We start from the raw sequence: 21,849 nt of genomic DNA on the forward strand, positions 1-21,849 counted from the left end.
GCTGCTTCCTTTCGATGAGGCGGACACACTGTCGCGACGCCCATGCCCGTGGGCGGCTAGGTGATCCGGGATCTCAGGTCCCGGGTCCGCCGGTGCGTTTCGGTGCGAAGAAGCGGCTCCCGCGTTCGCGCCGGCCGCAGCGAAGGCAAGCGCTTTCCCGATGGAAGCATAGAAGAACCTTGATGTAAATGCTCCGTGCGGCCCTGGTCCGCCGCCCTACGGAGGGCTCGGTGTGCGCCTGCCCTGGCCTGGCCCGGCGTGCGCCCGGCTCTCGGCCCGGCACGACGTGCGCCCGGCCCGAGGTGGCCGACGCCCTCGGCGTGGGCGTCGACCACCTCGGTTGCTCAACAGCTCGCGCCGTTGAGCTTCACGGTCGCCGGGGCGCTGGCCGTACCGTTGGCGGTGAAGCCCACGGTGACCGAGGCGCCCGCCGCCAGAGACGGCGCGTGGCTGGGCGCGGCGGCCGTGACCGTCGTACCGGACTGGGTGACGGTGGCGTTCCACCCGCTGCCCAGCGTCACGCCGGACGGCCAGGTCCAGGTGGCCGACCACGGATTCACTGCGGCAGTGCCGGTGTTCTTCACGGTCAACTCACCCTGGAAGCCGCCCTGCCAGGCGTTGACCTGCCGGTAGGTGGCCGTGCAGGCGCCGGGGGGCGCGCTCGTCGGCCCGCCGGTCGGCCCGCCCGTGGGGCCGCCGGTCGGCCCGCCGGTGGGTCCGCCGCCGCTCGGCGCGATCAGGTACGGCTGCAGGATCGCCTGCTTGGTGGTGTTGATGTTGGTCCAGTCGTCCAGCGCGATGCCGCCGGTGTCACCCGAGTTCGGGTTCCACGACCAGTAGGTGAACGACATCCCGGTCACGCCGGTGCCGGTGTACGCCATCAACTTCTCCAGCCACACCCGGTCCTTCGGGTCGGCCAGGGTGCTGCCGAACTCACCCATCATGATCGGGGCGATGTTCTGCTTGTAGAGGTAACCGAAGTACTTGTCCCAGATCGCCGGCATGTTCGCCGGGTAGTCCGGGGCGTCGAACCAGGTCTGCCGGTACACCGACGTCGCGTACTCGTGCGGCGAGTAGACCAGCCGGTTCGCCACGTTCAGCCGGACCGGGTACTGACCGGCCTTCGACAGGTTGCCGCCCCACCAGCCGCAGTCCTCGTCGTTGCTCGGGTCGTTGTCCCACACGTTGGAGAGACCACCGCTCGGGCAGCTCACCCCCTCCACGAAGATCAACCAGTTGGGCTGCACACCGAGAATGGCGTTACCGGCCCGCTCCGCGGCGAGCCGCCAGTCCCGCGCCGTGTCGCCGCAACCCCAGCACGCGCCGGTGGCCGCCGGGTTCGTACCCTCGGCGTGCGGCTCGTTGTGCAGGTCCGCGCCGATCACCGTCGGATTGCCCGCGTACCGCTGGGCGAGCATCTTCCAGTCGTTGATCCAGGTCGCCTCGGAGACCGTCGACGTGTACCACAGCGGCGACTGCCCCGCCGACGTCGGCCGGTGCCGGTCCAGGATGATCCGCATCCCCTTGCTGCCGGCGTAGGCGATCACCTTGTCCAGGATCTGCAACGGCGACAGCCCCACCAGGTCCGGGTTGACGAAGTCGTTGATCCCGGTGGCGGTCGCGCCCGCCTTCAGCGCGTCGTTCGAGTACGGCACCCGCAGCGTGTTGTAGCCCAGCCGGGCCATCGTGTCGAGCTGACCCCGCCACGGATTGCTCGACCAGAGCCCGTGGAAGGTCTTGTTGTCGGTCTCCATGCCGAACCAGTTGATGCCGGTCAACCGGACCGTGGCCCCGGTGCTGTCCACGATCTGGCTACCGTTCGTGTGCAGATAACCGGTTCCGGTACCGGCGGCGGAAGCCGGGGTGGTGCTGACGGTGGCGGCGAGGAACACGCCGGCCGCGGCGGTGGCGAGCGCGGTCAGCGCGCTGCCGAGAGCTTTCGTACGGGTCATTCGAGCTCCACTTCGGACGCACGACGCCGTCCATCGACGACGTCGGCAGGCGGCCGTGCGCACATCACGGCCCCTTCGGGGGTACGCGGACAGTGCGCGACGGCCCATGTCACGCGGACGGGAAACTCGCGGCAGCTCACCGGCCGATCCTCGACGGCGATGCTCGCCGTCGGCGCCCTCGGCCCGGTGGCCCTACCTGACTCCGTCGCCCATTCTCATCAGCCCACCTCAATGCGTCAACTGCACACCCGGTCCCGCCCCGGTCCCGCCCGGTCCCGCCCCGGTCCCGCCCGGTCCCGCCCCGGTCCCGCCCCGGTCCCGCCCCGGTCCCGCCCCGGTCCCGCCCCGGTCCCGCCCCGGTCCCGTCCCGCCCCGGTCCCGCCCGGTCCCGCCCCGGTCCCGGTCCGCCCCGGTCCCGCCCCCGCGCCGCCCCCGCGCCGCCCCCGCGCCGCCCCCGCGCCGCCCCCGCGCCGCCCCCGCGCCGCCCCCGCGCCGCCCGGTGGCGGCAAGATCGTGCTCGATCCTGGAAGTAGTGGTGTCACCGCGTTGGATAGCCACTGGATCCAGGATCGAGCGCGATCATGTCGATGGGCAGACGCCTGAGGCCTGACTCCCGCGCCCCCGCGCTAGCCCGCTCCAAGATCCTCACAACTTCTGAGAAGTTGCTGCTTCCCGCGCGTCCGAGGCAGCAACTTCGGGGATGTTGTGAGGATCTTGGCGGGCATGCGGGCATGCGGGCATGCGGGCGTGCGGGCGTGCGTGCGGGCGTGCGGGCGTGCGGGCGTGCGGGCGTGCGGGCGTGCGGGCGTGCGTGTCGGATGAGGTGGGGATGCGCGGCTAGGTGGTGCGGAGTGGACGACCCCGGGACGCGCGCGAGCCCCCGGTCCCGCGCGGGGACCGGGGGCTCGCGAATTGCGTCGGGTCAGCCGGCCTGCTCGGCGAGCTGGAGGAACTGTCGCTTGGAGGCGAGGGCCTGCTCGGCCTCCTTGATGCGCCGGGCGTCCCCGGCGCTCTGCGCCCGGGACAGCCGCTCCTCGGCCTCCGCCACCTGGGCCCGCATCTGGGCGAGCAGCGGGTTGTCCTCCTTGGTGGTACGCCGCCACGCGGAGTCCATCACCTCGCGGACCTTGTCGTCGATGACGCGCAACCGGCGCTCCAGCCCGGCGGCGGCCTCGCGGGGCACCCGGCCGGCCTCGTGCCACTGTGCCTGGATCTCGCGCAGCTTGGCCTGGGCGCCCTTGGGGTCGGCGTCGATGTCCAGGGCCTCGGCCTCGGCCAGCAGGGCCTGCTTACGCTCCAGGTTGCCGCGCTGTTCGTTGTCCCGTGCCGAGAAGACCTCGCTGCGCCGGCTGAAGAAGGCGTCCTGGGCGGCCCGGAACCGTTCCCAGAGCTTCTGCTCGGCCTCCTTGGAGGCGCGGGGCGCGGCCTTCCACTGGGTCATCAGCTCCTTGAGCTGGTTGGCCGTGGCGGCCCACTCGGTGGATTCCTTGATCTTTTCGGCCTCGGCGACCAGCTCTTCCTTGACGGTCTGCGCCTGCTTGCGCTGCGCGTCCAGGGAGGCGAAGTGGGCGCCGCGGCGTCGGGTGAAGCCGTCCCGCGCGGCGGCGAAGCGCTTCCACAGCTCGCCGTCGGCCTTCTTGTCGACCCCGCGAATGGTCTTCCACTCGTCGAGGATCTCCTTGAGGCGGTCACCGGCCGTCTTCCAACCGGTCGACTCCGCGGCGAGCTTCTCGGCCTCCTCGACCAGGGCGGTCTTGCGGGCCAGGGCCTCACCGCGGGCGGCGTCCCGGGCGGCGCGCGCCTCGGTGGCCTTCTCCTCGGCGAGGGTCGCCAGCTTGTCCAGTCGGGCGGTCAGGGCGTCGATGTCGCCGACCACGTGGGCCTCCGGCAGCGTGGCGCGGATCCGCCGGATCGTGCTCAACGAGTGCCCGGCGTCCGCCGCGCCCGAGTTGAGCCGCGCTTCGGTCAGATCCACCTCGGTGACCAGGTCGGCGAAGCGGCGCGCGAAGTGCGCGAGCCCTTCCTCCGGCGCTCCTGCCTGCCAGGATCCGACCACCCGCTCGCCCTCGGCGGTCTTGACGTAAACGGTGCCGTCCGCGTCCACCCGTCCGAAGGCAGTCCAGTCGCTCATGTGCCCATCCTCGTTCTCCCGGCGTCGAGGGAGCAGTCCCCCGTCGCCGCCACGGCGCAGCCAAGTTGCTTCCGGCATTGTCACAGGTCCGACCCGGTCCGCGTCGAGCGCCTATCGCCGACCGTGACCATACGGTGTCCTAGGGCCTGATTGACCGGATCGCGGCGGAGACGCACCGGGGATTCCCGCTACGGTGAACGGGTGCCACTGGTCGCCGCCGCCGTCTGCCCACATCCGCCCCTGCTCGTGCCCGAAGTGGCCGGTGCCGCCGCCAGCGAACTGGACGACCTGCGGTCGGCCTGCGATCTCGCCGTCGGCCGGCTGCTGGCGACCGGCCCGGAGGTGGTGGTGCTGCTCGGCGTCGGCCCGGTGACCGGCCCGGTCCAGCCCCCGGCCACCGGCTCGCTCCAGCCGTGGGGCGTCGACCTGGACGTGCCCCTGGTCCCCGGCCAGCCGGACCGCGGCGCCGTGCTGCCGTTGAGCCTGACCATCGGCGCGTGGCTGCTGTCCCGGCATGGGCCGACGACGGCCGGGCAGGCGACCGCGACGCGGGTGGCGGCCGGGCCCGAGACCGCAGCGCAGGTGACCGCCGTTCAGGTGGCCGCCGACGCCGGGCCGGTCGAGGTGGCCGCGCTCGGCGCCCAGGTCGCCGCCGCCGGCGACCGGGTGGCGCTGCTGGTGCTCGGTGACGGGTCGGCCTGCCGGGGCCAGCAGGCTCCCGGGTACGACGACCAGCGCGCTCTCCCGTACGACAAAGGGGTCGCCACGGCCCTGGCCGAGGCGGACCTGGACGCCCTGCGCGACCTGGACCCCGGTCTGTCGGCGCAGTTGAAGGTCGCCGGCCGGGCGGCGTGGCAGGTGCTCGCCGACGCGGCCCGCGTCGGCGGCGGCGGGTGGCGCGGCGAGTTGCTGCACGAGTCGGCGCCCTACGGGGTGGCCTACTTCGTGGCGTCCTGGGAGCGGATGTGACAGTCGTCGCGGTGGTGGGGCCGACGGCGGCGGGCAAGTCGGCGCTGAGCATCGCGCTCGCGCACGCCCTCGACGGTGAGGTGGTCAACGCCGACTCGATGCAGCTCTACCGGGGCATGGAAATCGGCACCGCGAAGCTGACCGTCGACGAGCGGGACGGCGTGCCGCACCACCTGCTCGACATCTGGGAGGTGACCGAGCCGGCCAGCGTCGCGGAGTACCAGCGGCTGGCCCGTGCGGCGGTGGACGACATCCTGTCCCGGGGGCGGGTGCCGCTGCTGGTGGGTGGCTCGGGGCTGTACGTGCGGGCGGTGCTGGAACGCTTCGAGTTCCCGGGCACCGACGCGGCGCTGCGGGAACGGCTGGAACGCGAGTTGGCCGAGGTCGGGCCGGCGCCGCTGTACGCCCGGCTGCGTGCCGTCGACCCGGTGGCCGCCGAGGGCATCCTGCCGGGCAACGGCCGGCGGATCGTCCGGGCGTTGGAGGTGATCGAGCTGACCGGCGCGCCGTTCGCCGCGTCGCTGCCGCAGCCCACCCCGTACTACCCGTCGGTGCAGCTCGGCGTCGACCTCGACACCGGCCTGCTGGACGAGCGGATCGCGCTGCGGGTGGACCGGATGTGGGCCGACGGGCTGGTCGACGAGACCCGCGAGCTGGTCGGCCGGGGCCTGGCCGAGGGGCGGACGGCGAGCCGGGCGCTCGGCTACCAGCAGGTGTTGCGCCTGCTCGACGGCGAGCTGACCGAGGAAGAGGCGCACGACGAGACGGTCCGGGCCACCCGGCGGTTCGTCCGCCGGCAGCGGTCCTGGTTCCGGCGTGATCCCCGCATCCAGTGGCTCGACTCGGCCGCGCCGGACCTGATCGAGGCCGCCCTGCACCTGGTGCCGGCTGCTGCGCGATGATGGGATCGTGGAGTTCACCAAGGGGCACGGCACCGGCAACGACTTCGTCCTCCTGCCCGACCCGGACGGTCAGCTCGACCTGACCCCGGAGCTGGTCGCGGCGCTCTGCGACCGGCGTCGCGGCATCGGCGCGGACGGCGTACTGCGGGTGGTCCGCGCGGCCAAGCATCCTGACGGCGCCGGCCAGGCCGGCGAGGCCGAGTGGTTCATGGACTACTGGAACGCGGACGGCTCGTTCGCCGAGATGTGCGGCAACGGCGCCCGGGTCTTCGTGCGCTACCTGCTCGACACCGGGCTCGCCACGCCCGTCGGCGCGGCGTTGCCGGTGGCCACCCGCGCCGGCGTCGTGCGCGCGCTGGTCGAGGGCGGCGCGGTCTCCGTCGAGATGCGCAGACCCCGGATGTACGACGAGTCGGCCGCCACCCTGGGTGGTCTGACCCTGTCCGGCACGGTCGTGGACGTCGGCAACCCGCATCTGGTGTGCGTCCTGCCCGGTGGCGTGGAGTTGTCCGCGCTGGACCTGACCGTCGCGCCCGAGTTCGACCCGGCGGTCTTCCCGGCCGGCGTGAACGTCGAGTTGATCGTGGCGGGCGACCCGGTCGGCGACACCGACGGGCACAGCCTCATGCGGGTGTACGAGCGCGGCAGCGCCGAGACCCTGTCCTGCGGCACCGGCGCCTGCGCGGTGGCGGCCGTGGTCCTGCGTGACGCCGGCCGGGACACCGGTGTGGTGGCGGTGGACGTCCCCGGCGGCCGCCTGACCGTAACGGTCACCAAGGACTCCTGCTGGCTCTCCGGCCCCGCAATCCTGGTAGCAACCGGCCAGGTAACCCTCCCCACCCCAACCCCCTAACCCCCCCAACCCCACCCCACCTGCCTCCGGGCCCTTCGCACGTGTTGATCAAGAGGTTCGCGTCAAGAATCGCACCGATTCTGACGCGAACCTCTTGATCACCGGGGAAGTCGAAGCGGGGCCGGGCGGGGGAGGGGGCTAGGTGGGGGTTTAGGGGGTGGCGCTGGCGGTGGCGGCGATTTCGGGGAGGTCCGCCGGGCCGGGGTCGGCGGCCGGGAGCGGGCTCGGGTTGTGCGCGGCGGCGCGGACGGCGGCGGCGACCGCCGGGGCCACCCGGGAGTCGAAGACGCTCGGCACGATCACCGTCGGGTTGATCTTGTCTTCACCGACGACGTCGGCGATGGCCCGCGCCGCGGCGATCGCCATCTCCTCGGTGAACTCCTCGGCGTGCGCGTCCAACATGCCGCGGAACACCCCGGGGAAGGCGAGCACGTTGTTGATCTGGTTCGGCTGGTCCGAGCGGCCGGTGGCGACCACCGCGGCGTGCTTGCGCGCCTCCCGCGGGTCGACCTCCGGGTCGGGGTTGGCCAGCGCGAAGACGATCGCGTCCTTCGCCATGCCGGCGATGTCGTCGCCGGTGAGCAGGTTCGGGGCGCTGACCCCGATGAACACGTCGGCGCCCCGGATCGCCCCGGGCAGGTCGCCCGAGTAGTTCTCCTTGTTGGTGTTCTCCGCCAGCCACTGCCAGGCCGGGTTGAGGTCGGTCAGGCCGCGGTGCAGGGCGCCCTGGCGGTCGTACGCGATGATGTCGCCGACGCCCTGACGCAGCAGCAGCTTCATGATCGCGGTGCCGGCCGCGCCCGCGCCGGAGACGACCACCCGGACGTCCGAGAGCTGCTTGCCCACGACGCGCAGCGCGTTGGTCAGCGCGGCCAGCACGCAGATCGCGGTGCCGTGCTGGTCGTCGTGGAAGACCGGGATGTCCAGCGCCTCGCGCAGCCGGGCCTCGATCTCGAAGCAGCGCGGCGCGGCGATGTCCTCCAGGTTGATTCCGCCGTACGCGGGCGCGATCGCCTTGACGATCTGCACGATCTCGTCGGTGTCCTGGGTGTCCAGCACCACCGGCCAGGCGTCGACCCCGCCGAAGCGCTTGAACAGCGCGGCCTTGCCCTCCATCACCGGCAGCGAGGCGGCGGGGCCCAGGTTGCCCAGGCCGAGCACCGCCGAGCCGTCGCTGACCACCGCGACGGTGTTGCGCTTGATGGTCAGTCGCCGGGCGTCCGCCGGGTTCTCGGCGATCGCCATGCAGACCCGGGCCACCCCCGGGGTGTACGCGCGGGACAGCTCGTCACGGTTGCGTAGGGCGACCTTCGAGGTCACCTCGATCTTGCCGCCGAGGTGCAGGAGGAACGTCCGGTCGGACACCTTGCGCACGTCCACGCCGTCCAGCGTCCGGAGCGCGTCGACCACCTGGTCGGCGTGCTTGGCGTCGGCGGTGTCGCAGGTCAGGTCGACGATCACGTGGGTCGGGTCCGAGTCCACCACGTCCAGCGCCGTGACGATCGCTCCGGCTTCGCCGACGGAGGTGGTGAGCCGACCGATCGAGGATGCGTCCGCGGTCACGGCGATCCGGATGGTGATCGAAAATCCGGCGCTCGGCAGTCGGGTGATGGCCACGGGATCCCTCCGTCACGGCTGTGCGGCCGGTCGGCCGCCGCCTGAGCATTTCTACCGGGTTGTGGAGGTCGACTGGTATTCGCCCCCGCTTTTGGCGACCTCCAGCACGGGCATATAGCAGGTGCGCTGGGCGTTGTGACGTGTCAGGATTACGTTCTACTTATCAAAACGGACAGGAGAACCGCTTGCGAGACCAGGAGAACTTCGTCCCCGTCGAGGACGAGTTCGACGATGTCACCACCGGCGAGCTGGACCTGTCGGAGCGGCAGTCTCTCCGGCGCGTCCCAGGCCTCTCCACCGAGCTCAGCGACGTCACCGAGGTGGAATACCGCCAGCTTCGGCTGGAGCGGGTGGTCCTGGTGGGCGTCTGGACCGAGGGCACGGTGACCGACGCGGAGAATTCCCTGACCGAGCTGGCCGCGCTCGCCGAGACGGCGGGCTCGCAGGTGCTCGAAGGGCTGATCCAGCGTCGTACGCGACCCGACCCGGCCACCTACATCGGTCGCGGCAAGGTCGACGACCTCGGCGCGGTGGTGCTCTCCACCGGCGCCGACACGGTCATCTGTGACGGCGAGTTGTCCCCGTCGCAGCTGCGCAACCTGGAGCAGCGCACCAAGGTCAAGGTCGTCGACCGCACGGCGCTGATCCTCGACATCTTCGCCCAGCACGCCAAGAGCAAGGAAGGTAAGGCGCAGGTCGAGCTGGCCCAGCTCGAATACCTGCTGCCCCGACTGCGCGGTTGGGGTGAGACGCTGTCCCGCCAGACCGGTGGTTCCGGTCGCGGCGGCGGCGCCGGCGGCGGTGTGGGTGTCCGTGGTCCCGGTGAGACCAAGCTGGAGACCGACCGGCGGCGCATCCGGCACCGCATCTCCCGGCTGCGTCGCGAGATCAAGAGCATGAAGACGGTACGCGTCACCAAGCGTGCCCGTCGTACCCGCAACTCGGTGCCCGCCGTGGCCATCGCCGGCTACACCAACGCCGGCAAGTCCAGCCTGCTCAACCGGCTGACCGGCGCGGGCGTCCTGGTGGAGAACGCGCTGTTCGCCACGCTGGACCCGACGACCCGCAAGGCCACCGCCTCGGACGGGCGGCTCTACACGCTCTCCGACACGGTCGGCTTCGTACGGCACCTGCCGCACCAGATCGTCGAGGCGTTCCGCTCGACGCTGGAGGAGGTCGCGGAGGCCGATCTGGTGGTGCACGTCGTCGACGGCACCCATCCGGATCCGGAGGAGCAGGTGCGGGCGGTGCACGAGGTGCTCGCCGAGGTGGGCGCGGACCGGCTCCCCGAGCTGCTGGTGGTCAACAAGACCGACGCCGCCGACGAGGACACGCTGCTGCGGCTCAAGCGCCTCTGGCCGGACGCGATCTTCGTCTCGGCGCACTCCGGTCGGGGCGTCGACGGGTTGCGCGCGGCGATCGAGGAGCGGCTTCCGCAGCCCGCCGTGGAGGTGCGGGCCGTCCTGCCGTACGACCGGGGGGACCTCGTGTCCCGGGTGCACCGTTCGGGCGAGGTGCTCAGCACGTCGCACCTGGCGGAAGGCACTCTGCTGCACGTCCGGGTCAGCGCGGCGCTCGCCGCCGAGCTGGCGCCGTACGACGTGGCGCCCAAGGGCGAGGCGGTCGGCAGCCGGCCTTGAGCGGCCCCGGCGTCATCCATCCGAAACGCGCGGCATGCGACACTGGCCGAATGCGCCGCGTTGTTTCCTCGGTCACGGTTGCCCTCGGCCTGTTCGGGGCAACCGTGGCGCTGGCCGGAGTCGCCGTAGCCGCTCCCGCTCCCGTGTCATCCCAGCCGCTCGCCGCGGTCGCCGGCAAGAAGCGCTGTACGGTCACCGACGAGCGCCTGCGGGAGCTGTCCGGCCTGGTCGCGACCAAGAGCGGTTACATCGTCATCAACGACGGCACCGAGGTCGACTCGCGGAAGCGGATCTTCTTCCTCGACAGCAAGTGCAAGGTCGCCAAGGATGCGGTCCGCTACTCGGGTTCGGGGCCGTTCGACACCGAGGATCTCGCCGTCTCGCCGAAGGGCGACACCCTGTGGATCGGTGACATCGGCGACAACGCCACCAGCAAGGAGCGGCGGACGCGGATCGCGGTCTGGACGATGCCGATCGCCGGTAACAAGCAGCCGGTGCTGCACCGGCTCTCCTACCCGGAGAACAAGCCCCGTGACGCGGAGGCGCTGCTGGTGGGGGCCGACGGCCTGCCACTGATCATCACGAAGGTGGCGAAGGGCAACTCGGAGATCTTCACCCCGTCGGCGAAGCTGAACAACGGCGACACCCCGCCGGTGCCGATGAAGAAGGTCGGCGAGATCAAGCTGCCGAAGACCACCACCGAGAATCCGCTGAGCGTCTACGGGCGGCTCGCGATCACCGGCGCAGCCCGATCGCCGGATGGCACCCGCGTCGTCGTCCGTACCTACGCGGACGCCTTCGAGTACGACGTCACCGACAACGACATCGTGGGAGCGCTCACCACCGGTAAGCCACGGGTGACGGCGCTGGCCGACCCGTTCGGCGAGGCGATCTCCTACACCCCGGACGGCAAGTCCTTCGTGACGGTCTCCGACGCCGGTCAGTTCGCCGCCGACGAGCCGGTCGACATCCTGAGCTACACGCCGTCCACCAGCGCGGCCGAGCCGTTGGCGGCGACCGCGGGCGACAAGCCGGCGGCCAAGAAGTCGTGGATGGACGGGCTCAGCTTCACCGATATCACCTATCTGGTGGGCGCGGTCGGCGTACTCGGTCTGCTGCTCGTCGGCGCCGGCATCTTCGGCATCGTGCGCGCCCGCCGTCGACCGCCCGCCGCCGACGATTCGGCGGACGACGCCGACGACCGCGCTGGCACGCCCGGGGCCGACCGTGTTCCGCCGGGCGGCGGCCGTCCCAACGCCGGCGTGTACGGCGGCGCAGCAGCCAGCGGCGGGGTCTACGGCGGCTCCGGCCGGGGCGGTGCCGCTCCCGCTGGCGGTGCTGTCTACGGCGGCGGAGGCGAACGCCCCAGCGGCGGGGGTGGACGTCCGGCCGGTGCTGGGGGTGGGCGTCCAGCCGGCCCGGCAGGAGGCGGTTACGGCGCTGCCCGGCCCGGTGGGGCTGGCGGCGCTCCGGCCGGCGCTCCGGCCGGCGGCGGTGTGTACGGCGGCGGCCGTGCCGGCGGTCCCGGAGGGGGCCGGCCCGGTGGCGGTGGTGGCCGGCCGGGCGGCGGTGTGTACGGCGGCGGTGGCCAGCCCGGCGGCGGTCAGCCCGGCGGCGGTCAGCCCGGCGGTGGTCGAGCCGGCGGTGGTCGGGCCGAGCCGCCGCGCCGCGGTGGGCAGGAGCCGGACTACCGGGCTCAGCGGCCCGGTCGCCGACGTGAGGATGACGCGCCCGTCGACCCGTACGGGCAGTATCCCGGCGGCGGTCGTGGCCCTCGGGGCGACCGCTACTGACGCGATCGGCGTCACCTGGCCGCACTGCGACGGTTCTGCCGGATTGCCCGGTCAGCAGGGGGCGAACGGTCGAGCGACGCGGGTGAGCGCCGACGGCACCCACCCGCGTGTCGGTCAGATCCGGCGGAGTACCGCGACGACCCGGCCCATGATGGTGGCGTCGTCACCGGCAATCGGGTCGAAGGCCGGGTTCTGCGGCATCAACCAGACGTGCCCGTCCCGGCGACGGTAGGTCTTGACGGTCGCCTCGCCGTCGAGCATGGCGGCCACGATCTCACCCGAGTCGGCGGTCGGCTGCTGCCGCACGACGACCCAGTCGCCGTCGCAGATCGCCGCGTCGAGCATCGAGTCGCCCTTGACCTGGAGCATGAAGACCTCGCCCTCGCCCACCAGCTCGCGGGGGAGAGGGAAGATGTCCTCCACGGCCTGTTCGGCGAGGATCGGTCCACCGGCGGCGATCCGGCCGAGCATCGGCACGTACGCCGGGGTGGGCCGTTGGGCGCGGGACAGCTCGTCGTCGATGGCTTCGCTGGGCGCCCGGACGTCCACGGCGCGCGGTCGGTTGGGGTCGCGTCGCAGGAAGCCCTTCTTTTCCAGCTCCTTGAGCTGGTAGGCGACGCTCGACGGGGACACCAGGCCGACCGCCTCGCCGATCTCCCGGACGCTCGGCGGGTAGCCGTGCCGCTCCACCCAGGTGCGGATGAATTCCAGGATGCGGCGCTGGCGGGCGGTCAGGTCGACCGTCGCCGGGTCGGGGAAGGCGCTGACCACCGGTGTGACCGGGCGCACGGCGGGCTGACCCGTCCGGCTGCGCGCGGCGGTGCGGCGTCGGGTGGCCGGCGGGCCCGCCTCGGTAATCTGCTGCGGGCTCTTCGGCCGGCTGGCCCGGTCCTCGGTCACGTCCGTCCTCCCTGGTCGGCGCTGGGTGCCTCGTCGGCTCGTGGTGCGTGCGGTTGTTCCTGACCGTATAGGTGAGATCGGTCATTTTCAAACATCTGTACGACCTCTCACCGGCGTGTCGGGGTGAAAAACCACTCTCCTCGTACGGATGTTCTGATAAATGGTACGTCGAGTAGCACGCGTGTTCGATTGTTGGCCGATTCCGGTCGCGCTCTGGGTGGGTGGCCGGTAACCCGGGCGGGGTGTCGGCGTTGGTCTCGCGGGGGGTGGACGACGCCGATGGTCCGTGACGCGCCGGACACGCCGGTCAACTTGACCCGGGTTCGTCGGCGACATACCGTCGACCCCTAGATGTAGTAGTGACACGGGCGTAAGTTGCCCACAGGTTGGGTCTGACTACCGACCGCACTCCCGTAGGGTCGATCACAGCGGGCGCCATGAGCGCATGGCACCGTTGCGGCGGCCTGTGCCCGGGTGTGTCCGGTACGACGCGATTGATCATGATTAGGGGGTCCGCGATGCGGTGTCCGTACTGCCGGCACGCCGATTCCCGGGTGGTCGACTCGCGGGAGGCCGACGACGGTCAGCTCATCCGACGGCGGCGTTCCTGCCCGGAGTGCGGCAAGCGGTTCACCACGGTCGAGGAGGCGGTCCTCGCGGTCGTCAAGCGCAGCGGGGTGACCGAGCCGTTCAGCCGCACGAAGATCATCGGCGGGGTGCGCAAGGCGTGCCAGGGCCGGCCGGTGGACGACGACTCACTCGCGCTGCTCGCGCAGCGGGTGGAGGAGACGGTCCGGGCCAAGGGGGCCGCCGAGATCCCCAGCCACGACGTGGGCCTGGCGATCCTGGGCCCGCTGCGCGACCTGGACGAGATCGCCTACCTGCGGTTCGCCAGCGTCTACCGCTCCTTCGACTCGCTCGCCGACTTCGAGCGCGAGATCGAGACGCTGCGGGCTGCGGCGCGAGCCCGGGAGCAGGGTCGGGCCGACGCGGTCGAGGCCGCCGGCCGTGCCAACTGAGACTTCACTGTTTTTCCGAGAGATCAGGACGCGCGGTGGGTGACCGCGCAGACGAGGGGGGCGACGGCGTGACAACGAGCCGTTCACGGAACAAGGCAGGCGCGGGGCTGAAGATCGAGCGCGTGTGGACGACGGAGGGGGTCCACCCGTACGACGAGGTCTCGTGGGAGCGCCGGGACGTCGTGATGACGAACTGGCGGGACGGCTCGATCAACTTCGAGCAGCGGGGCGTGGAGTTCCCGGAGTCGTGGAGCGTCAACGCGGCGAACATCGTCACCACGAAGTACTTCCGGGGCGCGGTGGGGACCCCGGAGCGGGAGTGGTCGCTCAAGCAGCTCATCGACCGGGTGGTGAGCACGTACCGCACCGCCGGCGAGGAGTACGGCTACTTCGCCAGCCCGGCCGACGCCGAGATCTTCGCGCACGAGCTGACCTGGATGCTGCTGCACCAGGTGTTCAGCTTCAACTCGCCGGTCTGGTTCAACGTCGGTACGCCGTCGCCGCAGCAGGTCAGCGCCTGCTTCATCCTGGCCGTCGACGACTCGATGGACTCCATCCTCGACTGGTACAAGGAGGAGGGGCTGATCTTCAAGGGCGGCTCCGGCTCCGGCGTCAACCTGTCGCGCATCCGCTCGTCCCGTGAGCTGCTCTCCTCCGGCGGCAACGCCTCCGGCCCGGTCAGCTTCATGCGTGGCGCGGACGCCTCGGCCGGCACCATCAAGTCCGGCGGTGCCACCCGGCGCGCGGCCAAGATGGTCATCCTCGACGTGGACCACCCGGACATCCAGGAGTTCGTGGTCACCAAGGCGCGCGAGGAGGACAAGATCCGCGCGCTGCGCGACGCCGGGTTCGACATGGACCTCGGCGGCTCCGACATCGTCAGCGTGCAGTACCAGAACGCCAACAACTCGGTCCGGGTCTCCGACGAGTTCATGTCGGCGGTCGAGAACGGCAAGGGTTTCGACCTGCGCGGTCGGCTGGACGGCGCGACGATCGAGACCGTCGATGCCAAGAACCTCTTCCGTGCCATCTCCCAGGCCGCCTGGGAGTGCGCCGACCCGGGCCTGCAGTACGACGACACGATCAACGACTGGCACACCTGCCCGGAGACCGGGCGGATCACCGCGTCGAACCCGTGCTCGGAGTACCTGCACCTGGACAACTCCTCGTGCAACCTGGCCTCGCTCAACCTGATGAAGTTCCTCCGCGCCGACGGTGGCTTCGAGGTGGAGAAGTTCGTCAAGTCCGTCGAGTTCGTCATCACCGCGATGGACATCTCGATCTGCTTCGCCGACTTCCCGACCGAGAAGATCGGCGAGACGTCGCGGGCCTACCGGCAGCTCGGCATCGGCTACGCCAACCTCGGCGCCCTGCTGATGGCCACCGGTCTGCCGTACGACTCGGAGCAGGGCCGCTCGGTCGCCGCCGCGATCACGTCCCTGATGACCGGTACCGCGTACCGGCGCTCGGCCGAGCTGGCCGGGGTCGTCGGCGCGTACGACGGCTACGCCCGTAACGCCGAGCCGCACAAGCGGGTCATGCGCAAGCACGCCGCCGCCAATGACGAGATCAAGCCGACCAGCCCGGTGGCGACCGCGATCGTCCGCGAGGCGACCAAGCAGTGGACCCAGGGCAACAAGATCGGTGACAAGAACGGTTGGCGTAACGCGCAGGCCAGCGTCCTCGCCCCGACCGGCACGATCGGCTTCATGATGGACTGCGACACGACCGGCGTAGAGCCGGACCTGGCGCTGGTCAAGTTCAAGAAGTTGGTCGGCGGCGGCTCGATGCAGATCGTCAACCAGACCGTGCCGCGCGCCCTGCGCAGCCTCGGCTACCCCGAGGAGCAGGTCGAGGCGATCGTCGAGCACATCGCCGATCACGGCCACGTGGTGGACGCCCCGGGCCTGAAGCCGGAGCACTACCCGGTCTTCGACTGCGCGATGGGTGAGCGGACCATCGCCCCGATGGGCCACGTGCGGATGATGGCGGCCATCCAGCCGTTCGTCTCCGGCGCCATCTCCAAGACGGTCAACATGCCGGAGGCGGCCACCGTCGAGGACGTTGAGAAGATTTACTTCGAGGGCTGGAAGCTCGGCCTCAAGGCCCTGGCGATCTACCGGGACAACTGCAAGGTCGGCCAGCCGCTGTCGGTGGCCAAGAAGAACAAGGCCACCGAGCCGGCCGCCGTCGAGACCACGACCGCCGCGCCGGCCGCGGTGGAGAAGGTCATCGAGTACCGGCCGGTGCGCAAGCGCCTGCCGAAGAAGCGCCCGTCCGAGACGGTCAGCTTCTCCGTCGGTGGTGCCGAGGGTTACCTGACCGCGTCGTCCTACCCGGACGACGGCCTCGGCGAGGTCTTCCTCAAGATGTCCAAGCAGGGCTCGACCCTGGCCGGGGTGATGGACGCCTTCTCGGTGGCCATCAGCATCGGTCTGCAGTACGGCGTGCCGCTGGAGACGTTCGTCAGCAAGTTCACCAACATGCGCTTCGAGCCGGCCGGCATGACCGACGACCCGGACGTGCGGATGGCGGCCTCGGTGATGGACTACATCTTCCGTCGCCTGGCACTGGACTTCCTGCCCTACGAGCGCCGCGCCGAGCTGGGCATCTTCACCGCCGGTGAGCGGGCCGCCCAGTTGCGGGCCGAGGCCGACGCGGAGGCCGCCGCCGTCACCGGTGCGGACCTCACCGCCATGGCGTCCTCCGCGCCGGTGGAGGCTCCGGCCAAGACCGAGGCCGTCGCCCAGCCGGCCCAGGAGATGGCCGACGTGGCCGCCGCCAAGCCGGTGACGAGCGTGGGTTCCAGCACCGAGCTGCTGGAGGCCGTGATCGGCAAGGCCGCCGACGCGCCGCTCTGCTTCACCTGCGGTACGAAGATGCGCCCGGCCGGTAGCTGCTACGTCTGCGAGGGCTGCGGCTCCACCAGCGGCTGCAGCTGACGTACGCCCCAGCGCTGCCCCGGCCTCCTTGGTGGAGGTCGGGGCAGCGCTGTTTGCGAGGCTCAGTTCCGGTTCGGGAGATGTCCGCGAAGTTGGGCGTTGTCAGCCGAATTCGATCTCCACCAGAGGGCTTCCGGCGATCCAGCCTTCCAAGCTTCCGGCCCAGTCCAGGGTCGGGACGATCTCGCCGAGCACGAGTGCCCGCTCGTCCGGGTCGGTCACGGGACGCCCTCGCACCTGCACCTCCAGGCCGGCCAGATGCAGCGTGAACTCGGGATGCGCGAGTACGTTGGCGTACCAGTCACGCGCCCCCGGGCTCCCCGTGAGCCAGTAGCGGCCGCCGGCTTGATAGCGCCATATCTCCGTCCTTCTCGGCTGACCTCTCCGCCGCCCGGTCGTCGTGATGTCCACAGTGCGCTGCTGCTCCAGCGCCTGTCGCGTCTCGTTCAGCACCGTCATGCACCCATGCTCGGACCTTGAGCGAACTTGAGGTCAAGGCGGTGGGCACGGAGGTTGGTTGCCAGCCGGGGAGATGCGAGCCGGCAGTTACGGGCCAACGGCGCGACAGTCGACTCGGTGATCTGTGCGATCGACCGCGAGCAGGGCGGGCTGGAGAATCTGGCCGCCGAAGGGCTGCGGTTGCGCGCCGCCCTGACCCGTCGCGATCTGGAACTCGCCCTGCCGGGCTGAGTGGCCTGACAAGGCGGCTGCGTGAGCCAGTTCCTGCTCAGAACACCGGCACGATCATCTGATGCTGACCAGTCGCAGCAGCTCGGCCACGACTGGTCAGCATCAAGGGATCATGCCGAGGGGCGCTGCCCGCGCGCCGTCCATCGCGCCCGCCACGGCAGACGGCACGACGCCGACCACCACACCGGTCGCCACCGCGGCGAACGCCCAGCTCGTCCACTGTCTGCGCACTGGCTCCACTCCCCGGATCCGCTGCTGCCGGCCGTGCCTGGCGACCGTCCACCCGGCCTGGTGAGCCGGGCGCGGTGGCGGCTGAACGGGTCGTGGAATCCGGGCGCATGATCGTGGAATGTGTCCCGACCGACCCGACGGGGGTCAGGGCTGGGCGAACAGCGGACCGTAGTTCGAGCGGAACATCTGCTCACCGAGGCGGCGCATCACCAGGTCGCGCAGCGCGGGCGGGAGGCCGGTGGCCTTGTCCCGGCGGTGGGTCTGGCTGAGCACCCAGTTGGTGCGGGGGCGTCGCCGCGCCTCGTACCCCCGTAGCGCCTCGGGGAGGGAGTCGGCGGCGGCCAGCGACGAGGCGAGCACGACCGCGTCCTCCAGCGCCATCGCCGCGCCCTGGGCCATGTTCGGCGAGGTGGCGTGGGCGGCGTCGCCGATCAGCAGCACCGGCCCGCGGGTCCAGGAGTCGAGGACGACCTCCTGGTTCGGGCCGGCGTGCAGGGTGCTGTCGTCGTGGTCGAGGGCCTTGAGCATGGTCGCCGCCGGCTCGGTGAACGACGCGGCCACGTCGTCGCGCCAGCCCGGCCGGTCGGCCACCGGGCCGTCGTTGTAGTAGCAGTACGTGTGCTCGGCGCTGATCGGGATGGTCAGGAACTGCCGGCCCCGCCCCAGCTGCACCGACCAGAACGGCTCGTCGTCGATCCGGGGAGCGACCCAGCGGTACGCGTACTGGCCCAGGTCGCGGGCCGCCTGACCGGCGAAGGCGAGCCGGCGCACCGTCGAGTGCACCCCGTCCGCGCCGATCACCAGGTCGTACCGTCCGGTGCTGCCGTCGTCGAACTCGACGGCGACCCGGTCGCCCTCCGGGTCGAGCGCGACCGGGTGGCGACCCCAGCGGATCGGGGCGTCTCCGACGCCGGCCGCCAGGGCCCGGTGCAGTCGCGCCCTCGGCAGCGACACGCACGGGCCGACGCCCTGCCACAGCGCGGTCACGTCGATGTCGAAGAGGCGACGTCCCTGCTGGTTGGCGCTGCGCTGCCGGGTGATCTCCACGTCGACGTCGGCGACCGGCTCGCGCAGCCCGAGGACGTCGAGCATGCGGGTCGCGTTGCCGGTGAGGTAGATGCCGGTGCCGGAGTCGGTCGGCCCGGGTGCCCGCTCGACCACGTCGACCGTCGCGCCCCACGGACGCAACGCGGCGACCGTCGCCAGCCCGGCGATGCCCCCGCCGACGATGAGTACCCGGACATTGTCACCCCGCACGACGTGTTCCCTTCCGCTGCGCCGGCCGGCTGAGCTGCTGCTCAGCGGTTTGGCCGCGGCAGCACTCTAGAAGGTGGGTGAGCCAGCGCACGGGTCCGGGGGCTGAATTTCCGGCCAATGGGCTGCGACGATCAGGGCATGACAACCGCCGAGGCGTACGTCGAGTTCGCCCGCCGCGAGGCGTACGGGGTCTCACCCACGTACGAGCGGCTGTCGTACGCCGTCGCCGACGACCACGCCCTGCTCGCCCTGCTCGACGGGCTCCCGCCCGCCAAGCGCCAGCCGAACCTGCTGTACGGCGTGGTCCGCTGGCTGGGCGGCCCGGTCGACGACCCGACCGCGTTCCACGACTACGTGCTGGCCCACTGGCCGGCAATCGACACCGAGCTGAAGCGCAGGGCCACCCAGACGAACGAGGCGGGCCGGTGCGCGGTGCTGCTGCCGGTGCTCGCCGCGCTGCCGCAGCCCCTCGCCCTGCTGGAGGTCGGCGCGTCGGCCGGGCTGTGCCTCTACCCCGACCGGTACGCCTACCGGTACGGCGAGCACGAGGTCGGCGACGGCGGGCCCGTCCTGGAGTGCGCGGCCAGCGGGTTGGTGCCGCCTGGGCGCGTACCCCAGGTGGTGTGGCGGGCCGGCCTCGACCTGAACCCGCTCGACGTGCGCGACCCCGACGACGTGTCCTGGTTGGACGCCCTGATCTGGCCGGAGCACGCGCACCGGCGGGCCCGGCTGCGCGCGGCGGCGGCGGTCGCCGCCGCCGACCCGCCGCTGCTGGTCCGGGGCGACCTGGTGGACGACCTGCCGGCACTGGCGGCCCGCGCGCCGGCCGACGCGACGCTCGTGGTCTTCCACACGTCCGTGCTCTACCAGGTACCCGCCGCGCGCCGGGACGCGTTCGTGCGGCTGGTCGGTGAGCTGCCAGGGCACTGGATCGCGAACGAGGCCCCGGAGGTGCTGCCCCACGAGGGGCTACCCGACTCGCCGAACGCGGCGTTGCACAACGTCCTCGCGCTGGACGGCAAGCCGTTGGCCTGGACCCGGGGCCATGGTCAGGCGATGACCTGGTTCGGCTGAGGCTGAGCCTCCACCGGCATCCGGACGCGCAACGCTCGGACGAACCAGCCCACGGCCGGCGCGACCGCACCCCCACCCGACCAGCCGTTGATCACCGACAGCAGGTCGAGGTAGCGGTCCCGGCGGGGGTCGTTGGCCAGGACCAGCCGGTCCAGCATCCGTCGGCGCAGGTCGGCGTCGTCGGCGAGGCCGTGCAGGCGGGCGTACCGGCCGGTGACCGCCGCGACCACCGGATCGGCCTCGGGCCCAGCCGGATCGAGACGGGCGGCCAGGGCAGCCGCCACCCCGTCCCGGACCAGGGCGACGGCGTCCGGGCGGGGGAGGCCGGGCACCTCGTTGTCGGCGGCGTGCTGGCGGGCGAGCCGCCGCATGCTCGTCCGGAAGGTCGGGTCGCGGCACAGCTCGGCCAGCTCCAGCCACGCCTGCACCTGCTCGGCCGTGGGGTCGTCGGGCAGCTCCGGCGTCATCGAGACGAGCACACCCGGGTACATCGGCGGATCGCCGGTGAAGACGCTGTCCAGGAAGTCGTCCACCAGGTGCGCCCGTTCGTGGGCGGTGAGCTGGGCCAACCGGCGCAGGTCGTCGACCTCCGCCGGGCCGGCCCCGCGCCGTGCGGCGACGGTCAGCACCGCCTGGCGCAGTCGTAACACGCGGATCTGCGCCGCCAAGGCCTGCGCGTGGGTGGCCGCCACCTCGCGCAGGGGCGCCTCACGGTCCACCACCCGACGGATGGCGGCCAGGTCGACGCCCAGGTCACGCAACGTCCGGACGAGTTCCAACCGGGCGACCGCCTCGGCGTCGAACAGGCGATAGCCGGCGGAGCTCCGGTCGGTCGGCGGGACGATCCCGCTGTCGGCGTAGTAGCGGATGGTCTTGACGCTCAGGCCGGTGCGCCGGGCCAGGTCGCCGATCGTGTACCGCTCGTCACCGCTCATGCCACCACCCTCGCGTCTCCCCCCGGTGGAGACTCAAGCAGACTGGCCCGGTGAGCGGAGAGCGACGACCCCTGGCCGGCCGGCCGCTCACCGAGCCGCACCCGTCCCGCCTGCCGCCCGAGCACCCCGACCGGGCCCGGATCCTCGCCGCGCACGACGCCGCGCTGGCCGCCGGAGAGGCCGGTTACCCCGATCCGGCGACGGGTCTGTTCGTGCTCAGCGCCGGCTTCCTGGCACGTCGTGGCACGTGCTGCGGACGGGGTTGCCGGCACTGCCCGTACGTGGACGATCCACCCTCGGAATGAGGACTTCCGCCGGACCCGGACACCCCGTACGGTTTCCGACGGACATCCGGCGGGCCCCTTCCGCCGTCGGTCGGCGAGAGGGTGGAACGTGCGCGGGCGGATCGTGGTCGCCGGGCTGGCGGGCCTGCTGGTGAGCGGCTGTGCCGCCGAGGCCGGGCCGGTGGCGGTGCCACCACCGGCGCCGGTGGCCCTGGACGTGGCGGCGGCCTCGTCGGGCGGGGCGTGCCGGCTGCTGGACTTCGCGGTGATCGAAGAGATCGTCAAGGTGCGCTTCGACGTGGCGGCGGCCAGCGAGCGGAACGACACCCACACCTGCGTGGTCCGGGCCGAGCGCGCGGCGCTGCCGGAGCTGACGCTCAGCGTGTCCGAGACCAGCATCGACAAGACCACCTTCGGCGCGGACGTGGTGCCCGACAAGGCGACGAAGGTCACCGGCCTGGGTCAGCAGGCGTACCGGCGGACGGCCGCCGCGAGCGGCGGGCACGGGCCGGTCGCCGAGGTCGGTTGGCTGGCCACCGACGGCCGACTCGCCACCCTGACCTGGACCGGCGCCCGGGGCGAGCGCACTGCTGCGGACAAGCTGGCCGCTGAGCTGATCGCCGTGGCCAAGAAGGTCGACACTCGGGCGCTGTGACCGCC

General features: G+C 71.8%; 17 protein-coding genes and 1 pseudogene. 10 read left to right on the forward strand and 8 right to left on the reverse strand.

The features are described 5' to 3' along the window. Positions 1–344 precede the first annotated feature (344 nt). Both AB0I89_RS08990 and AB0I89_RS08995 read right to left on the reverse strand, forming a co-directional pair. Entirely contained in the window at positions 345–1,952 is a 1,608-nt protein-coding gene (locus tag AB0I89_RS08990) for a cellulase family glycosylhydrolase (protein WP_355053246.1), read from the reverse strand. Between the two features lie 922 nt (positions 1,953–2,874). Next, on the reverse strand, positions 2,875–4,083 hold the full coding sequence (locus AB0I89_RS08995) for a DUF349 domain-containing protein (protein ID WP_357122632.1): 1,209 nt from the start codon (positions 4,081–4,083) through the stop codon (positions 2,875–2,877). A gap of 201 nt (positions 4,084–4,284) precedes the next feature. On the opposite strand from AB0I89_RS08995, the gene AB0I89_RS09000 reads away from it, so the two are divergent. The 3 genes and pseudogenes from AB0I89_RS09000 to dapF all read left to right on the forward strand — a co-directional run bounded on the left by AB0I89_RS09000 (position 4,285) and on the right by dapF (position 6,807). Next, entirely contained in the window at positions 4,285–5,052 is a 768-nt protein-coding gene (locus AB0I89_RS09000; protein ID WP_357122635.1) for a hypothetical protein, read from the forward strand. After that, positions 5,052–5,954 (forward strand): annotated as a pseudogene (gene miaA, locus AB0I89_RS09005) (tRNA (adenosine(37)-N6)-dimethylallyltransferase MiaA); the annotation flags it as partial. The gene AB0I89_RS09000 and the pseudogene miaA, both read left to right, overlap by 1 nt. Before the next feature lie 7 nt (positions 5,955–5,961). Continuing rightward, positions 5,962–6,807 carry a diaminopimelate epimerase gene (gene dapF / locus AB0I89_RS09010; protein ID WP_357122638.1) on the forward strand — a complete coding sequence of 282 codons (846 nt, stop codon included), beginning with the start codon at positions 5,962–5,964 and terminating at the stop codon, positions 6,805–6,807. A gap of 150 nt (positions 6,808–6,957) precedes the next feature. Here dapF and AB0I89_RS09015 read toward each other — a convergent pair whose 3' ends face one another. Then, on the reverse strand, positions 6,958–8,424 hold the full coding sequence (locus AB0I89_RS09015; RefSeq protein ID WP_355053250.1) for an NAD-dependent malic enzyme: 1,467 nt from the start codon (positions 8,422–8,424) through the stop codon (positions 6,958–6,960). A gap of 185 nt (positions 8,425–8,609) precedes the next feature. On the opposite strand from AB0I89_RS09015, the gene hflX reads away from it, so the two are divergent. Then, complete coding sequence (gene hflX, locus AB0I89_RS09020) at positions 8,610–10,064, forward strand: GTPase HflX (RefSeq protein WP_357122642.1); 1,455 nt, start codon at positions 8,610–8,612, stop codon at positions 10,062–10,064. Positions 10,065–10,114: 50 nt separating this feature from the next. Beyond that, positions 10,115–11,857, forward strand: coding sequence for a hypothetical protein (locus tag AB0I89_RS09025; protein WP_357122645.1), 1,743 nt, complete (start codon positions 10,115–10,117; stop codon positions 11,855–11,857). Positions 11,858–11,971: 114 nt separating this feature from the next. Here AB0I89_RS09025 and lexA read toward each other — a convergent pair whose 3' ends face one another. After that, positions 11,972–12,757 (reverse strand): transcriptional repressor LexA, encoded by a 786-nt coding sequence (gene lexA, locus AB0I89_RS09030; RefSeq protein ID WP_355053253.1) that lies wholly within the window; start codon positions 12,755–12,757, stop codon positions 11,972–11,974. Between the two features lie 518 nt (positions 12,758–13,275). On the opposite strand from lexA, the gene nrdR reads away from it, so the two are divergent. Both nrdR and AB0I89_RS09040 read left to right on the forward strand, forming a co-directional pair. Further along, positions 13,276–13,776 carry a transcriptional regulator NrdR gene (gene nrdR, locus AB0I89_RS09035; protein ID WP_357122649.1) on the forward strand — a complete coding sequence of 167 codons (501 nt, stop codon included), beginning with the start codon at positions 13,276–13,278 and terminating at the stop codon, positions 13,774–13,776. 35 nt (positions 13,777–13,811) lie between these two features. Beyond that, positions 13,812–16,718, forward strand: a complete 2,907-nt coding sequence (locus tag AB0I89_RS09040; protein WP_357122652.1) for a vitamin B12-dependent ribonucleotide reductase — start codon at positions 13,812–13,814, stop codon at positions 16,716–16,718. A gap of 102 nt (positions 16,719–16,820) precedes the next feature. Here the strand turns inward: AB0I89_RS09040 and AB0I89_RS09045 are convergent, their stop codons facing one another. The 3 genes from AB0I89_RS09045 to AB0I89_RS09055 all read right to left on the reverse strand — a co-directional run bounded on the left by AB0I89_RS09045 (position 16,821) and on the right by AB0I89_RS09055 (position 18,896). Then, positions 16,821–17,177, reverse strand: coding sequence for a nitroreductase family deazaflavin-dependent oxidoreductase (locus tag AB0I89_RS09045; protein ID WP_357122655.1), 357 nt, complete (start codon positions 17,175–17,177; stop codon positions 16,821–16,823). Between the two features lie 333 nt (positions 17,178–17,510). Continuing rightward, positions 17,511–17,639 carry a hypothetical protein gene (locus AB0I89_RS09050; RefSeq protein ID WP_357122658.1) on the reverse strand — a complete coding sequence of 43 codons (129 nt, stop codon included), beginning with the start codon at positions 17,637–17,639 and terminating at the stop codon, positions 17,511–17,513. A gap of 144 nt (positions 17,640–17,783) precedes the next feature. Next, positions 17,784–18,896: an FAD-dependent monooxygenase gene (locus AB0I89_RS09055; RefSeq protein WP_357122661.1), complete on the reverse strand. Its 1,113-nt coding sequence runs from the start codon at positions 18,894–18,896 to the stop codon at positions 17,784–17,786. A gap of 138 nt (positions 18,897–19,034) precedes the next feature. On the opposite strand from AB0I89_RS09055, the gene AB0I89_RS09060 reads away from it, so the two are divergent. Continuing rightward, positions 19,035–19,970 (forward strand): DUF2332 domain-containing protein, encoded by a 936-nt coding sequence (locus AB0I89_RS09060; protein WP_357122664.1) that lies wholly within the window; start codon positions 19,035–19,037, stop codon positions 19,968–19,970. On the opposite strand, the gene AB0I89_RS09065 is transcribed toward AB0I89_RS09060, so the two are convergent. Beyond that, entirely contained in the window at positions 19,946–20,905 is a 960-nt protein-coding gene (locus tag AB0I89_RS09065) for a MerR family transcriptional regulator (protein ID WP_357122667.1), read from the reverse strand. The two genes, AB0I89_RS09060 and AB0I89_RS09065, sit on opposite strands and share 25 nt — an antisense overlap. Before the next feature lie 50 nt (positions 20,906–20,955). Between AB0I89_RS09065 and AB0I89_RS09070 the strand changes: the two genes are divergently transcribed. Both AB0I89_RS09070 and AB0I89_RS09075 read left to right on the forward strand, forming a co-directional pair. After that, on the forward strand, positions 20,956–21,210 hold the full coding sequence (locus tag AB0I89_RS09070) for a DUF5522 domain-containing protein (RefSeq protein ID WP_357122670.1): 255 nt from the start codon (positions 20,956–20,958) through the stop codon (positions 21,208–21,210). An 88-nt stretch (positions 21,211–21,298) separates the two neighbouring features. Next, entirely contained in the window at positions 21,299–21,844 is a 546-nt protein-coding gene (locus tag AB0I89_RS09075) for a hypothetical protein (RefSeq protein WP_357122672.1), read from the forward strand. Positions 21,845–21,849: the final 5 nt, after the last annotated feature.

The organism is Micromonospora sp. NPDC049801 (assembly GCF_040656575.1).
Taxonomy (GTDB): domain Bacteria; phylum Actinomycetota; class Actinomycetes; order Mycobacteriales; family Micromonosporaceae; genus Micromonospora.

Bases quoted from the DNA above. Each gene is read 5' to 3' on its own strand.
- AB0I89_RS08990 (WP_355053246.1), bottom strand. From the start codon at position 1,952: ATGACCCGTACGAAAGCTCTCGGCAGCGCGCTGACCGCGCTCGCCACC.
- AB0I89_RS08995 (WP_357122632.1), bottom strand. From the start codon at position 4,083: ATGAGCGACTGGACTGCCTTCGGACGGGTGGACGCGGACGGCACCGTT.
- AB0I89_RS09025 (WP_357122645.1), top strand. From the start codon at position 10,115: ATGCGCCGCGTTGTTTCCTCGGTCACGGTTGCCCTCGGCCTGTTCGGG.
- nrdR (WP_357122649.1), top strand. From the start codon at position 13,276: ATGCGGTGTCCGTACTGCCGGCACGCCGATTCCCGGGTGGTCGACTCG.
- AB0I89_RS09045 (WP_357122655.1), bottom strand. From the start codon at position 17,177: ATGACGGTGCTGAACGAGACGCGACAGGCGCTGGAGCAGCAGCGCACT.
- AB0I89_RS09060 (WP_357122664.1), top strand. From the start codon at position 19,035: ATGACAACCGCCGAGGCGTACGTCGAGTTCGCCCGCCGCGAGGCGTAC.
- AB0I89_RS09065 (WP_357122667.1), bottom strand. From the start codon at position 20,905: ATGAGCGGTGACGAGCGGTACACGATCGGCGACCTGGCCCGGCGCACC.